Annotated in this window: 13 protein-coding genes and 1 pseudogene; 13 read left to right on the top strand and 1 reads right to left on the bottom strand. The window is 68.2% G+C overall.

Features of this window, described 5'->3' with window-relative positions; all coding sequences use genetic code 11:
- Positions 1 to 41 precede the first annotated feature (41 nt).
- Positions 42 to 1,067, top strand: a complete 1,026-nt coding sequence (locus A5787_RS10565; protein ID WP_156763880.1) for an alpha/beta hydrolase — start codon at positions 42 to 44, stop codon at positions 1,065 to 1,067.
- A gap of 9 nt (positions 1,068 to 1,076) precedes the next feature.
- Entirely contained in the window at positions 1,077 to 2,456 is a 1,380-nt protein-coding gene (mtr, locus tag A5787_RS10560; protein ID WP_066965669.1) for a mycothione reductase, read from the top strand.
- Positions 2,457 to 2,474: 18 nt separating this feature from the next.
- On the opposite strand, the gene A5787_RS10555 is transcribed toward mtr, so the two are convergent.
- On the bottom strand, positions 2,475 to 2,897 hold the full coding sequence (locus A5787_RS10555; protein ID WP_369829103.1) for a Fur family transcriptional regulator: 423 nt from the start codon (positions 2,895 to 2,897) through the stop codon (positions 2,475 to 2,477).
- A gap of 178 nt (positions 2,898 to 3,075) precedes the next feature.
- On the opposite strand from A5787_RS10555, the gene A5787_RS10550 reads away from it, so the two are divergent.
- The 11 genes and pseudogenes from A5787_RS10550 to A5787_RS10500 all read left to right on the top strand — a co-directional run bounded on the left by A5787_RS10550 (position 3,076) and on the right by A5787_RS10500 (position 13,126).
- The gene (locus A5787_RS10550) at positions 3,076 to 4,185 is read left to right on the top strand and encodes a HoxN/HupN/NixA family nickel/cobalt transporter (protein ID WP_066965666.1); all 1,110 of its coding nucleotides are present in this window, start codon (positions 3,076 to 3,078) and stop codon (positions 4,183 to 4,185) included.
- A 26-nt stretch (positions 4,186 to 4,211) separates the two neighbouring features.
- A complete protein-coding gene (locus A5787_RS10545) occupies positions 4,212 to 4,547 on the top strand; it encodes a hydrogenase maturation nickel metallochaperone HypA (RefSeq protein ID WP_066965664.1) in 336 nt (111 codons plus the stop codon).
- 161 nt (positions 4,548 to 4,708) lie between these two features.
- Entirely contained in the window at positions 4,709 to 5,470 is a 762-nt protein-coding gene (gene hypB / locus A5787_RS10540) for a hydrogenase nickel incorporation protein HypB (RefSeq protein ID WP_066965661.1), read from the top strand.
- Positions 5,471 to 5,780: 310 nt separating this feature from the next.
- Positions 5,781 to 6,836 carry a hydrogenase expression protein HypE gene (locus A5787_RS10535; RefSeq protein WP_066965658.1) on the top strand — a complete coding sequence of 352 codons (1,056 nt, stop codon included), beginning with the start codon at positions 5,781 to 5,783 and terminating at the stop codon, positions 6,834 to 6,836.
- Positions 6,837 to 6,886: 50 nt separating this feature from the next.
- Positions 6,887 to 8,686: a nickel-dependent hydrogenase large subunit gene (locus A5787_RS10530; protein WP_066965655.1), complete on the top strand. Its 1,800-nt coding sequence runs from the start codon at positions 6,887 to 6,889 to the stop codon at positions 8,684 to 8,686.
- 56 nt (positions 8,687 to 8,742) lie between these two features.
- Positions 8,743 to 9,627 (top strand): NifU family protein, encoded by an 885-nt coding sequence (locus A5787_RS10525; protein ID WP_066965652.1) that lies wholly within the window; start codon positions 8,743 to 8,745, stop codon positions 9,625 to 9,627.
- Complete coding sequence (locus A5787_RS10520) at positions 9,624 to 10,256, top strand: DUF5947 family protein (protein WP_066965649.1); 633 nt, start codon at positions 9,624 to 9,626, stop codon at positions 10,254 to 10,256. The genes A5787_RS10525 and A5787_RS10520 overlap by 4 nt, the downstream gene beginning before the upstream one ends.
- Positions 10,253 to 10,906, top strand: coding sequence for a DUF6084 family protein (locus tag A5787_RS10515; RefSeq protein ID WP_066965646.1), 654 nt, complete (start codon positions 10,253 to 10,255; stop codon positions 10,904 to 10,906). The genes A5787_RS10520 and A5787_RS10515 overlap by 4 nt, the downstream gene beginning before the upstream one ends.
- Positions 10,903 to 12,247, top strand: a pseudogene (locus A5787_RS10510) (hypothetical protein); the annotation flags it as partial. The gene A5787_RS10515 and the pseudogene A5787_RS10510, both read left to right, overlap by 4 nt.
- Before the next feature lie 127 nt (positions 12,248 to 12,374).
- The gene (locus A5787_RS10505; RefSeq protein WP_066965640.1) at positions 12,375 to 12,860 is read left to right on the top strand and encodes a hydrogenase maturation protease; all 486 of its coding nucleotides are present in this window, start codon (positions 12,375 to 12,377) and stop codon (positions 12,858 to 12,860) included.
- Complete coding sequence (locus A5787_RS10500) at positions 12,860 to 13,126, top strand: HypC/HybG/HupF family hydrogenase formation chaperone (protein WP_066965637.1); 267 nt, start codon at positions 12,860 to 12,862, stop codon at positions 13,124 to 13,126. Before A5787_RS10505 ends, A5787_RS10500 begins: the two co-directional genes overlap by 1 nt.
- Position 13,127 lies beyond the last annotated feature (1 nt).

Here is a 13,127-nt window from a genome sequence, read left to right as displayed (position 1 = left end):
GTGGCCAGCAAAACCTTTAAGCTGGCCCCGTGACTGGCGGGGTGACTGGCTGGGTGCCCGACGTGCTGCCCGGCTATTGGCAGCGCACCATCCCGCTCGGCCCCGATCCCGCCGGCGAGGGCGACATCGCGGCAACGCTGATCCGGCGCGGCGAGCCGACCGGCGCCGAGCGCCACGCGGTGCTGGCCGTGCACGGCTACACCGACTACTTCTTCAACACCGCGCTGGCCGATCACTTCGCCGCCCGTGGGTTTGCGTTCTACGCGCTGGACCAACAGAAGTGCGGCCGGTCGCGGCGCGAGGGCCAGACCCCGCACTTCATCACCGACCTCGCCCATTACGATGCCGAACTCGGATACGCCTTGTCGATCATCTCCGAGCAGGCGCGCACCGGCTCACGGAGCAAGGTCCTCGTGTACGGCCACTCCTCCGGCGGGCTGATCGTGTCGCTGTGGCTGGACCGGTTGCGCGGGCGCGATCCGGCGGCGCACGCGGGCGTCCGCGGGCTGGTGCTCAACAGCCCGTTCCTGGACCTGCACGGCCCCGCGCTGCTGCGCCATTCGGTGACCTCGGCGCTGATCGCCGGCCTGTCGCGGGTGCGGTCCAAAGGGGTGGTCCGGCCCCCCACCGAGGGTGGCTACGGCACCACGCTGCACCGCGACTACCACGGCGAGTTCGACTACGACCTGCAGTGGAAACCGGTCGGCGGCTTTCCCATCACGTTCGGCTGGCTGCACGCCATCCGCCGCGGCCACACCCGGCTGCACCGGGGGCTCGAGGTCGGTGTGCCGACCCTGATCCTGCGGTCGGATCACAGCGTGCGGGAATCCGACGACCCCGAATCCATGCACCGCGGCGACGCGGTCCTCGACGTCACCCAGATCGCACGGTGGGCCGGCTGCATCGGGAATCGCACCACGGTCGTCCCGGTGTCCGACGCCAAACACGACGTGTTCTTGTCGTTGCCCGAGCCGCGGCGGATGGCCTACCGCCACCTGGACGTGTGGCTGGACGAGTACCTCGGCAGCGAAAACAGCCAAGCGTCGGCTTCCCCGGGGAAGGGTTGAGGCCCCAGGATGGAAACCTACGACATCGCCATCATCGGAACCGGTTCGGGCAACACCATTCTCGACGATCGCTACGCCGGCAAGCGCACGGCCATCTGCGAGCAGGGCACGTTCGGCGGCACCTGCCTCAACGTCGGGTGCATCCCGACGAAGATGTTCGTCTACGCCGCCGAGGTCGCGGCGGGCGTCCGGGGCGCGGCCCGCTACGGCATCGACGCGCACGTCGACGGCGTGCGCTGGGACGAGATCGTCTCGCGGGTGTTCGGCCGGATCGACCCCGTCTCGATGAGCGGCGAGGACTACCGGCGCTCGTTGCCCAACGTCGACCTGTACGAACGACACACGCGGTTCAGACCGGTTCAACCCGACGGGCGCTACCTGTTGCGCACCGACGCGGGTGAAGAATTCACCGCCGATCAGGTGGTGATCGCGGCGGGCTCGCGGCCGGTGATCCCCTCGACGATCCTGGCGTCCGACGTGCATTACCACACCAGCGACACCATCATGCGCATCCCCGAATTGCCCAAGCACCTGGTGATCATCGGAAGCGGCTTTGTGGCAACGGAATTCGCGCATGTCTTTTCCGCGCTCGGCGTGCGGGTCACCCTGGTCGTCCGGGGCTCCACGCTGCTGCGGCACTTCGACGACACCATCTGCGAGCGGTTCACCCGCATCGCGGCCGCCAAGTGGGAGCTGCGCACCCACCGGATGGTCGCGCGCGCCGCCAACCGCGGCGACGGCGTCGCCCTGGAGCTCGACGACGGCTCCACCCTGAACGCCGATCTGCTGCTGGTGGCGACCGGCCGGTTGCCCAACGGGGACCTGCTGGACGCCGAACAGGCCGGCATCGATGTCCAGAACGGCCAGGTGGTGGTCGACGAATACCAACGCACCTCGGCGCGCGGCGTTTTCGCGCTCGGCGACGTCTCGTCGCCGTACCAGCTCAAGCACGTCGCCAACCACGAGGCCCGCGTCGTGCAGCACAACCTGCTGTGCGATTGGGACGACACCGAGTCGATGGCCGTGACCGACCACCGGTTCGTGCCGTCGGCGGTGTTCACCGATCCCCAGCTGGCGACCGTCGGCCTCACCGAAAACCAGGCCATCGCACGCGGATTCGACATCTCGGTCGCCGTCCAGGACTACGGCGACGTCGCCTACGGCTGGGCGATGGAAGACACCACCGGCATCGTCAAACTCATCGCCGAACGCAACAGCGGGTGCCTGCTGGGCGCCCACATCATGGGGCACCAGGCGTCATCGATCATCCAGCCGCTGATCCAGGCGATGAGTTTCGGGCTGACCGCCACGGAGATGGCGCGCGGCCAGTACTGGATTCATCCGGCACTGCCCGAGGTGGTCGAGAACGCCCTACTGAGCCTGCGCTGACTACTGAGCCTGCGCTGACTACTGAGCCTGCGCTGACTCCTGGCACTGCGGGCACAGGCCGCGCAGCGTCAGGCCGGCCGCATCGGACAGCGCGAACGAGCTGCCCGCCATCGCGTGCTCCAACGCCGAGGTCAGCTGGCCGGCGGGCACCTCGATGATCGAGCCGCACTGCGTGCACACCGCGTGGTGGTGCGGCGCGGTGGCCAGCCCGTAGGTGGCGACGCCGCCGTCGAGGGTCAGCGCGTGCAGCACCCCCTGATCGACCAGGGTGGTCACGGTGCGGTAGATGGTCGCGACGTCGGGCGGCTGGCTGCCCGGCGGCAGGCAGGCGCGCACCCGCTGGTGGATCTCCGCCACCGGCAGGTGCCCGTTGACCGGCTCGAGGACCGCCAGCACCTGGATCCGCGACGCCATCCGCCGCAACCCGTGGGCCCGAAGCATGTCACCGATCCGTGCGGTGACGGCCGGGTCCAGCACCGGGGCCTTGGAACTCACCCGTTCAGTGTCGCGCCCGATACCCGGGATCGCCAGTCTTCGGCCCAACTCGGTGCCGGCGAGCCCCGGTCGGTTCCTGCGATCCACTTGCATTTGGCGCGCGGCCGCCCCTAATGTCGTGTCAGTGGCCAGCACTGAGTTGGACTGGCGGCCATCACGACTGACCAAGATTCGGGGCGCTTTGGCGCCGGCGGAGTGGTGGCGGCTGGGATCGATGGTGGCGGTGATCGCCGCCCTGCACCTCGTCGGCTGGATCACCCTGGTGGTGATCGTGGACCCGGAGCGATTCAGCTTCGGCGGCAAGGCGTTTGGCGTCGGCGTCGGGCTGACGGCCTACACCCTGGGCATGCGGCACGCCTTCGACGCCGACCACATCGCCGCCATCGACAACACCACCCGCAAGCTGATGAGCGACGGGCAGCGCCCGCTGGCCGTCGGGTTCTTCTTCTCACTGGGCCACTCCACGGTCGTCTTCGCGCTGGCGCTGCTGCTGGCAACGGGGGTCCGGGCCGCCGTCGGGCCGGTCGAGGACGACTCCTCGGCGCTGCATCACTACACCGGGCTCATCGGCACCAGCGTCTCCGGGGTGTTCCTGTATCTCATCGCCATCCTCAACGTCATCGTCCTGGTCGGCATCCTGCGCGTGTTCCAGCGGCTGCGCCGCGGCGAGTACGACGAAACCGAACTCGAACGGCATTTGCAGAACCGCGGGCTGATCAACCGATTCCTCGGGCGGTTCACCCAGTCGATCACCAGGTCCTGGCACCTGTACCCGGTCGGGCTGTTGTTCGGGCTGGGGTTCGACACCGCCACCGAGATCGCGCTGCTGGTCTTGGCGGGAACCAGCGCCGCGGCCGGGCTGCCGTGGTACGCCATCCTGTGCCTGCCGGTGCTGTTCACCGCCGGCATGTGCCTGCTGGACACCATCGACGGCTCGTTCATGAACTTCGCCTACGGCTGGGCCTTCGCCAGCCCGGTGCGCAAGATCTACTACAACATCACCATCACCGGGCTGTCGGTGGCCGTCGCCCTGCTGATCGGGACCGTCGAACTGCTCGGCCTGTTCGCGGGCCAACTGGGCTGGCGCGGTCCGTTCTGGCGATGGCTGGACGACCTCGACCTCAACACCGTCGGCTTCGTCGTCGTCGGCATCTTCGTCGCGACCTGGGCGGTCGCCCTGCTCGTCTGGCGCTACGCGCGCATCGAGGAAAAGTGGAGTTCGGCCCAGAGCTGACGGGCAAATCGGTGTAGAAAAGGGCCATGCACGAGCTGTCCTTGTGCGAGGCCATCGCCGGCGTCGTCAAGACGCATGCCGACGGGCGGCACGTCGACGTGGTGCGCGTGCGGATCGGCGCGCTGCGCCAGGTGGTGCCCGAGTCGCTGTCGTTCTGCTGGACGCTGGTCCGCGACTCCGAGGACATGCCGGACGCCGAGCTGGAGCTCGAGTGCGTCACCGCCGAGGTGCGCTGCCGTGCGTGCGGCCGCCGATCCGAGATCACGTCGGCCTGGTCGATCTGGTGCCCGCAGTGCGACAGCACCGACGTCGAGGTGCTGCGCGGCAACGAATTCCTGGTGACGTCGTTGGACGTTTCCTAGCAGACGCCCAAAGCGCCGCGGGCACAGGAACTTTCCCCGCTTCCGCGAGCGTGCAATCCACGACGCAACACGCCGAGAACGCGTCGCGCAATGCACGCTCGCCGGCTGGGTTGCGCCGCGCATTAAGATTTGGCCATAGCACCACGCGAACGGACCGGGTGATGGGCAGATTTCATCGGCACGACGACGGCACCGTGCACACCCACGACCCCGACCCTGGGCACGGCGACCACAGCTCCTACCGGACGGGCAAGCAGCGCATCGACGTGCTGGAGGCGATCTTCGCCGAGAACGACGTTCTCGCCGACGCCAACCGCGCGGCTTTCGAGAGCAACGGGATCCGCACGCTGAACCTGATGAGTTCGCCGGGATCCGGGAAGACGACCATCCTGCAGGCAACGCTCGACGAGCTCGCCGGTGAATTCGCGATCGGTGTGATCGAGGGCGACATCGCCACCGACCTGGATGCGGCCAAGCTCAGCGGGCGCGGCGCCCAGGTGTCACTGCTGAACACCAGCAACGGGTTTGGCGGCGAATGCCACCTCGACGCGCCCATGGTCAATCGCGCGCTGCCGGGCCTCGACCTGCCGAGCCTCGACCTGGTGATCATCGAGAACGTCGGCAACCTGGTCTGCCCGGCGGAGTTCGACGTCGGCGAGCACGCCAAGGCCATGGTCTACTCGATGACCGAGGGCGAGGACAAGCCGCTGAAGTACCCGGTGATGTTCCGATCGGTGGATGTGGTGCTGCTCAACAAAATTGATTTGGTGCCCTACCTCGACGTCGACGTCGACTCGTACATCGCGCACGTTCGCGAGGTCAACGCCGCGGCGGAGATCCTGCCGGTCAGCGCCCGCAGCGGCGCCGGCATGGGCGCCTGGCTCGGGTGGCTGCGGCGATTCGCCACGGGCTCCGACGCCTGAGCTGCTGATGCAAATTGTTCGCATGGCAGCAACTTGCGAACAACTCGCATGGCGAGGGAAAACCGGCCCTCTCATTAGGCTTGCTCACGGGTTGGGACGGCGTCCCGCTACGACATCGAAATCCTTTGTGGGGCAACGGTGAACAAGGATATTTGGCACCTGTGGAACACCTGTACACCCTCCAGCAAACTGACCAACGTTGACAAGCGTGTGCGGCGGGAGTAGACCCAAAAACAGCGCTGCGCAAGTGGGCCGACGGTCGACTCCGGCAGCGTAGGAGCACTCCAGCCCGGCTCCGGAAAGCTGCGTCATGCCAACTGAAGCGGCAGTCAAAGCAGAAGAAACATTGATCCATGTCCTATGGATTAATGCGGGGCTAAGTTGCGACGGCGATTCGGTGGCGTTGACTGCGGCCACCCAGCCCAGCGTCGAGGAGATAGCACTCGGCGCGCTTCCAGGCTTGCCGAAGGTTGCCGTGCACTGGCCCCTCATCGACTTCGAATGTGGACCCAACGGGGGGGCGGACGACTTCCTCGAGTGGTTCTTCAGAGCCGATCGCGGCGAGCTCGAACCCTTCGTGCTCGTCGTCGAGGGATCCATTCCCAACGAGAAGATCAAGGACGAGGGCTACTGGTGCGGGTTCGGCAACGACCCGGCGACCGGCCAGCCCATGACCACCAGCGAGTGGCTCGACCGGCTGACGCCCAAGGCCACGGCCGTCGTCGCCGTCGGGACCTGCGCCACCTACGGCGGCATCCACGCGATGGCCGGCAATCCGACGGGGGCGATGGGCGTTCCCGACTACCTCGGCTGGGACTGGAAGAGCAAGGCCGGCATCCCGATCGTCTGCGTGCCGGGCTGCCCGATCCACCCGGACAACCTGTCGGAGACGCTGACCTACCTGCTCTACATGGCCACCGGTCAGGCACCGATGATCCCGCTCGACGACGCGCTGCGCCCCAAGTGGCTGTTCGGCAACACCGTGCACGAAGGGTGCGACCGGGCCGGCTACTACGAGCAGGGTGATTTCGCCACCGAGTACGGCTCGCCCAAATGCATTGTCAAACTTGGCTGTTGGGGCCCCGTCGTGAAATGCAACGTGCCCAAGCGCGGGTGGATCAACGGTGTCGGTGGCTGCCCGAACGTCGGCGGCATCTGCATCGGATGCACCATGCCGGGCTTCCCGGACAAGTTCATGCCCTTCATGGACGAGCCGCCGGGCGGCAAGGTCTCCACCACCGCCTCGGGCCTCTACGGGTCGGTGATCCGCAACCTGAGGGGCGTCACGGCGCGCACGGTGGACAAAGAGCCGCGCTGGCGCCACAACGGCGACAAACTCACCTCCGGAGCCCGCCGCACCTGGTAGTTCGCTACCAGGTCGGCGCGGTTCTCCTCACTTCAGACGGAGACACTGCGATGACAACTATCGTGCCCGAGCCGACCACCGCGAAGCGCGAGCCCGGCCAACTCGTCGACATGGCGTGGGACCCGATCACCCGGATCGTGGGCAGCCTCGGCATTTACACCAAGATCGACTTCGAGAACAAGGAGGTCGTCGAGTGCCACAGCACCTCGTCGATCTTCCGCGGCTACTCGATCTTCATGAAGGGCAAGGACCCCCGCGACGCCCACTTCATCACCAGCCGCATCTGCGGCATCTGCGGCGACAACCACGCCACCTGCTCGTGCTACGCGCAGAACATGGCCTACGGGGTCAAGCCGCCGCATCTCGGTGAGTGGATCGTCAACCTCGGCGAGGCCGCGGAATACATGTTCGACCACAACATCTTCCAGGAGAACCTGGTCGGCGTGGACTTCTGCGAAAAGATGGTCTCCGAGACCAACCCCAGCGTGCTCGCGCTGGCGGAGAAAACCCCGGCGCCGCAGGCCGGCGCGCACGGCTATCGGACGATCGCGGACATCATGCGCTCGCTCAACCCCTTCAGCGGCGAGTTCTACCGCGAGGCGCTGGTGGTCAGCCGCTGGACGCGAGAGATGTTCTGCCTCATGGAGGGCCGCCACGTGCACCCGTCCACGCTGTACCCCGGCGGAGTCGGGACCGTCGCCACCATCCAGCTGATGACGGACTACATGACGCGGCTGATGCGCTACGTCGAGTTCATGAAGAAGGTCGTGCCGATGCACGACGACCTGTTCGACTTCTTCTACGACGCGCTGCCCGGCTACGAGAAGGTCGGGCTGCGCCGGACCCTGCTCGGCTGCTGGGGCTCCTTCCAGGACCCCGAGGTGTGCAACTTCGAATACAAGGACATGGAGCGCTGGGGTAACGCGATGTTCGTCACCCCGGGCGTGGTGGTCGACGGCAAGCTGGTCACCCACTCGCTGGTGGACATCAACCTCGGCATCCGAATCCTTTTGGGCAGTTCGTATTACGACGACTGGACCGATCAGGAGATGTTCGTCAAGACCGATCCGCTGGGCAACGCGGTGGACCGGCGGCACCCGTGGAACCAGCACACCAACCCGCACCCGCAGAAGCGCGATTTGGAAGGCGGCAAGTACAGCTGGGTGATGTCGCCGCGCTGGTTCGACGGCCAGGATCACCTGGCGCTGGACACCGGCGGCGGGCCGCTGGCGCGGCTGTGGTCGACGGCGCTCGCCGGGCTGGTCGACATCGGCTACGTCAAGGCCACCGGCAACAGCGTCAAGATCAACCTCCCGAAGACCGCGCTGAAGGGGCCGGTGGAGTTCGAGTGGAAGGTGCCCAAGTACGGCAGCAACACGATCGAACGCGACCGGGCGCGCACCTACTTCCAGGCCTACGCGGCGGCGAGCGCGCTGCACTTCGCCGAGAAGGCGCTCGAGGAGATCCGCGCCGGGCGCACCAAGACGTGGGAGCGCTTCGAGGTGCCCGACGAGGCCATCGGTTGCGGCTTCACCGAGGCGGTGCGCGGCGTGCTCAGCCACCACCTGGTGATCCGGGACGGCAAGATCGCCAATTACCACCCGTACCCGCCCACGCCGTGGAACGCCAACCCGCGCGACAGCTACGGCACGCCGGGACCCTACGAGGACGCGGTGCAGGGCCAGCCGATCTTCGAGGAGAACGGCCGGGACAACTTCAAGGGCATCGACGTCATGCGCACGGTCCGCAGCTTCGATCCGTGCCTGCCGTGCGGTGTGCACATGTACCTGGGTAAGGGCAAGACCCTGGACAGACTGCACACGCCAACGCAGTCACCCGTCGGGGAGTGACGATCGCAAGCGCGGCGAAGCCGGGCGTAGCGGGTCGTCACCGTATTGGAGGACGCATGGCGGATCGCCCGGAGAACCCCGAGAACGACGCGCAATGGCGCACGGCGGGCGATCGAATCCAGACACTGCTGGATTCCTGCGCGGCGAGTGGGGCCGCCGCGCATGAGCGCGCCCAGCAGCTGGTCCGCGAGGTAGTCGGGCTCTACGGGGCCGGCCTGGAACGGATCGTGCGGGCCGGTGACGCCGGTTTCGTCGAGCGGCTGGCCACCGACGACCTGGTGGCCAGCCTGCTCCTGGTCCACGGGTTGCACCCGCACGACGTGCACCGGCGGGTGTCCGACGCGCTGAACCGGGTGCGGCCGTACCTCGGCTCGCACGGCGGCGACGTCGACCTGATGGAGATCGCCGACGGGCAGACCGTGCGGCTGGCGTTCCGGGGCAGCTGCAAGAGCTGCCCGTCGTCGGCGGTGACGCTGGAGCTGGCGGTCGAGGACGCGGTCCGGGCGGCCGCGCCGGAGATCTCGTCGATCGAGGTGGTCACCGCCCCGGTCGAGCAGGCCGCCGGCGTGATCCCCGCCGAATCGCTGATGGCGCACGTGAAGTCGAACGGGCACGCGGCCGGCTGGCATCCGGTGCCCGAGGTGGGCGATCTCGCTCCCGGTGAGGTGGCGGGGTTCCTGGTTTCCGGCGTCCCGCTGCTGGTATGCCGAGTCGGCGACCTGCCGCTGGCCTACCGTGACCATTGCCCGGTGTGCGATGACTCGTTGGCGGGTGCACAACTGCGCGAGACGCTGCTGGGGTGCCCGCGCTGCGGCACCCAATTCGACATCGTGCACGCGGGCGCCGGCCCCAACGGCACCCACCTCGAGCCGCGGCCCCTGCTGCTTCGCGACGGGGTGCCGTCGGTGGCTCTGGCCGAACCGATGGGGGCCCCGGCATGAGCACCCCTTTTGACGTGCTCAGCCGGATTCGCAGCAATCGGGCGGCCCCGGAGCCGGCGGGCGAACGGTGCGAGATGTGCTCCGAGCTCATCGCCGACGAGCACCAGCACGTGGTGAATGTGGCTGCGCGCCAGCTGATGTGCGTCTGCCGGGCCTGTTATCTGCTGTTCACCGATTCGGCGGCCGAGCTGCGCTATCGCGCGGTGCCCGACCGGTATCTGGCGTTTGGCGGCTTCGCGCTGGACCGCCGCGCGTGGGAGGCGCTGCAGATCCCGGTCGGCGTCGCCTTCTTCTTCACCAACTCCGAGCTGCACCGCACGGTGGCCTTCTACCCCGGCCCGGCGGGTGCGTGCGAATCCGAGCTGGACCTGGACGCGTGGAACGCCGTCGGCGGCGCCGACCCCCGCGCGGGGCTGCTGACCGACGACGTCGAGGCGCTGCTGGTCCGGGTCCCCGAGGACGAGAACGCCGAGCCGGAAAGCTATCTCGTTCCGATCGACGCCTGCTACGAGTTCGTCGGGCGCCTGCGCATGATGTGGCGGGGGTTCGACGGAGGCCAGGAGGCCCGGGCGTTCATCGACGGCTTCTTCGCCGACATCAAGGCCCGCGCGGTAGAGACACCGCCATGACCACAGAGCACCAGGACGTGAACTTCGCGGTGCTCGACATCGCACCCGAGCCGTACTCGGTGAGCCCGGTGTTGACCGCGCGGGTCAGCGTCGCCGCCAGCGGTGACGACCCGGTGCACGCGATCGCCCTGCGCTGCCAGGTCCGGATCGAGCCGCTGCGTCGTACCTACTCGGAGGCGGAGGCGGCCGGGCTGCTCGACCTGTTCGGGCCCCGCGAACGCTGGGCCGCCACCCAGCGCACCTTCCTGTGGCAACACGCCACGGCGATGGTGCCGGGCTTCGCCGGCAACGCGACGGTCGCGCTCCCGCTGGACTGCACCTACGACTTCGAGGTCGCCGCCGCCAAGTACCTGCACGCGCTGCGCGACGGCGCCCTTCCCCTCCAGTTCCTGTTCAGCGGAACGATTTTCGTCAAGTCCGAACGCGGGTTCTCGGTCCAGCAGGTGTCCTGGGACTGCGAGTATCGCTACGACATGCCGGTCGCGGTCTGGCGGGACCTGATCGCGCAGCACTATCCGAACACCGGCTGGGTGCGGCTGAGCCACGAAACCATCGCGGCGCTGGCCTCCTTCAAGTCGGCGCGGGGAATGCTCGACCTCGACCACGCGGTCACCTCGCTGCTGGGCACCGACCGGGAGGAGGCCAGATGACCTCCGGTTGGGACCGGGCCCGCGCCGTCGCCGACGCGGTGCTGTACGAGGGCTACCTGCTCTACCCGTACCGCGGGACGTCCGGCAAGAACCAGTCGCGGTGGCAGTTCGGCGTCCTCGGCCCGCCCGGGGCCGCCGACGCGGGCCTGGGCGAAGACGACAGCATGGCGGCGGACTTCCTGGTCCGCGGCGCCCAGGCGCTGACGTTGGTGGTCCGATTCCTGCAGTTGCAGCAGCGCCGGGCGGAGCGCGAGTTCACCCATGGCGAATTCGAGCCCGTCGACGAGCTGACCACCCCGGCCGGGTCCTGGCTGACCTGGGACGAGGCGATCGAATGCGAGGTGTCGTTCGGGCCGCTCGCCATCGACGACGAGCCCTGCACGCTGCCGGTGACGGCCGCGGAGGGGACGGACATCGAGCTGCTGGCCGGCGGCCGCCTGGTGCGCCACCGGCGGGAGGTGCTCGGCGCGCTGACGGTGGCCAGCGAGCCGGACGGCGACCTGCGCCGGGTGTCGATCCGGCTCAGCAACGTCGGCGACGGGGCACGCGACAAGCACGACGCGATCGCGCGGTCCATGATCGGCACCCACGTCATCGCCGAAGTCGTTGGCGGCGAGTTCGTCTCGCTGCTCGAGCCGCCGCCCGGCGCCGCCGCCGCCGCGGTATCGCGGTGTGGCCGGCACCGGTGTTTCCCCGTGCTGGCCGGGCCCGCCGGCACCCGCGACATCCTGCTGATCTCGCCGATCATCCTCTACGACCACCCGGAGGTCGCCGAACAGAGCAACACCGCCCTGTATGACTGCACCGAGATCGACGAGATCCTCACGCTGCGCGTGATGACGATGACGGACGAGGAGAAGGCCCAGGCGCGGGCCACCGATCCGAGGGCCGCGCGGATCATCGACCAGTGCGACGCCATGTCGCCCGAGTCGATGGCGCGCCTGCACGGTGTGCTGCGCGACCCGCACGCGATCTCGGGTCTCGTCCCGGAGATCCCCGACGGGGTGGATTGGTGGGATCCGCTGGCGGACAACGCCGTTCGCCCCGAAATCGACGCGGTCCTGGTGAACGGGATCCGGATCGCCCGGGGCAGCCGGGTCCGGCTGCGGCCGAGGCGCAACGCCGACGCCCAGGACATCTTCGTCGCCGGCAAGGTCGCCCGCGTCACGTCGGTGCACGAGGACGTGGAGGGCAACAGGCACGTCGCGGTCGTCGTCGACGATGACCCCGCCGCCGAGCTGCACGACTGGTACGGACGCTATCTCTACTTCTCCCCCGACGAAGTGGAGCCACTCGAAGCCTCGCAATCCGCGACGTGAAAGGAGTTCGAAATGGAAGTCTTGGGTTGGATATTCATCGCCGTCGTCGCGCTGGTGGTCGCGATCGGCCTGGTGCTCGGGCTGGTGTCGATTCCCGACGCCCGCCGCTACCTGAAGTTGAGGCGGATGTAGCCGCCTTGGGGAACCCGATGACAGCGCGCATCCTGGTGGCCGGGATCGGCAACATCTTCCTGGGGGACGACGGATTCGGCTCGGAAGTGGTCCGCAACGCCGAGATTCCGCAGGGCGATTCGACCGTCCGCGTCATCGACTACGGCATCCGGGGCATGCACCTGGCGTACGACCTGCTCGAGGAATGGGACACCCTGGTCCTCGTCGACGCCGTGCCCTGTCGCGGCAACCCCGGAACGTTGCACGTCTTCCAGGCCGACCACGAATCCGATTCTGGCGCACCGGGGATCGACGGTCACAGCATGGATCCGGCCGCGGTGTTCGCCAGCCTGCGGGCGCTGGGCGGCAGTCCGCCCTACACGGTCGTCGTCGGATGCGAGGCGGGCAGCGTCGAGGAGGGCATCGGCCTGACCGAGCCGGTGGCCCGCGCCGTCCCCCGGGCCGCTCGGGCCGTGCAGGAAATCGTCGCGGCGCTGCAAACGTCCACGCGGGAGGACCGCTGATGTGCTTGGGGATACCGGGTCAGGTGATCCGGATGCTGGAGGGCTACGAGGGCCAGCTCGCGCTGGTCGACGTCACCGGCGAGCAGCGCAGGGTCAACGTCGGCATGCTGCCGGAGGAGACGTTCGCACCCGGCGACTGGATAATCATCCATATGGGCTTCGCCGTCGAGAAGACAGACCGCGCCGGAGCGGAGCAGGCGATGGCCGGCCTCGAGCTGATGGGCAGGGGCCGCATCGATCCGCCAGCCAGCCCGGAGGGCGGCTGAG

It is taken from the genome of Mycobacterium sp. 852002-50816_SCH5313054-b, from assembly GCF_001667185.1.
GTDB lineage: Bacteria > Actinomycetota > Actinomycetes > Mycobacteriales > Mycobacteriaceae > Mycobacterium.
The sequence above is the reverse complement of the archived record's forward strand: the minus strand, read 5'-3'. Positions and strand labels throughout refer to the sequence as shown.

Bases quoted from the DNA above. Each gene is read 5' to 3' on its own strand.
- A5787_RS10535 (WP_066965658.1), top strand. From the start codon at position 5,781: ATGCCAACTGAAGCGGCAGTCAAAGCAGAAGAAACATTGATCCATGTC.
- A5787_RS10515 (WP_066965646.1), top strand. From the start codon at position 10,253: ATGACCACAGAGCACCAGGACGTGAACTTCGCGGTGCTCGACATCGCA.
- A5787_RS10520 (WP_066965649.1), top strand. From the start codon at position 9,624: ATGAGCACCCCTTTTGACGTGCTCAGCCGGATTCGCAGCAATCGGGCG.
- A5787_RS10555 (WP_369829103.1), bottom strand. From the start codon at position 2,897: ATGCTTCGGGCCCACGGGTTGCGGCGGATGGCGTCGCGGATCCAGGTG.
- A5787_RS10545 (WP_066965664.1), top strand. From the start codon at position 4,212: ATGCACGAGCTGTCCTTGTGCGAGGCCATCGCCGGCGTCGTCAAGACG.
- A5787_RS10525 (WP_066965652.1), top strand. From the start codon at position 8,743: ATGGCGGATCGCCCGGAGAACCCCGAGAACGACGCGCAATGGCGCACG.
- mtr (WP_066965669.1), top strand. From the start codon at position 1,077: ATGGAAACCTACGACATCGCCATCATCGGAACCGGTTCGGGCAACACC.
- A5787_RS10505 (WP_066965640.1), top strand. From the start codon at position 12,375: ATGACAGCGCGCATCCTGGTGGCCGGGATCGGCAACATCTTCCTGGGG.
- A5787_RS10530 (WP_066965655.1), top strand. From the start codon at position 6,887: ATGACAACTATCGTGCCCGAGCCGACCACCGCGAAGCGCGAGCCCGGC.
- A5787_RS10500 (WP_066965637.1), top strand. From the start codon at position 12,860: ATGTGCTTGGGGATACCGGGTCAGGTGATCCGGATGCTGGAGGGCTAC.
- hypB (WP_066965661.1), top strand. From the start codon at position 4,709: ATGGGCAGATTTCATCGGCACGACGACGGCACCGTGCACACCCACGAC.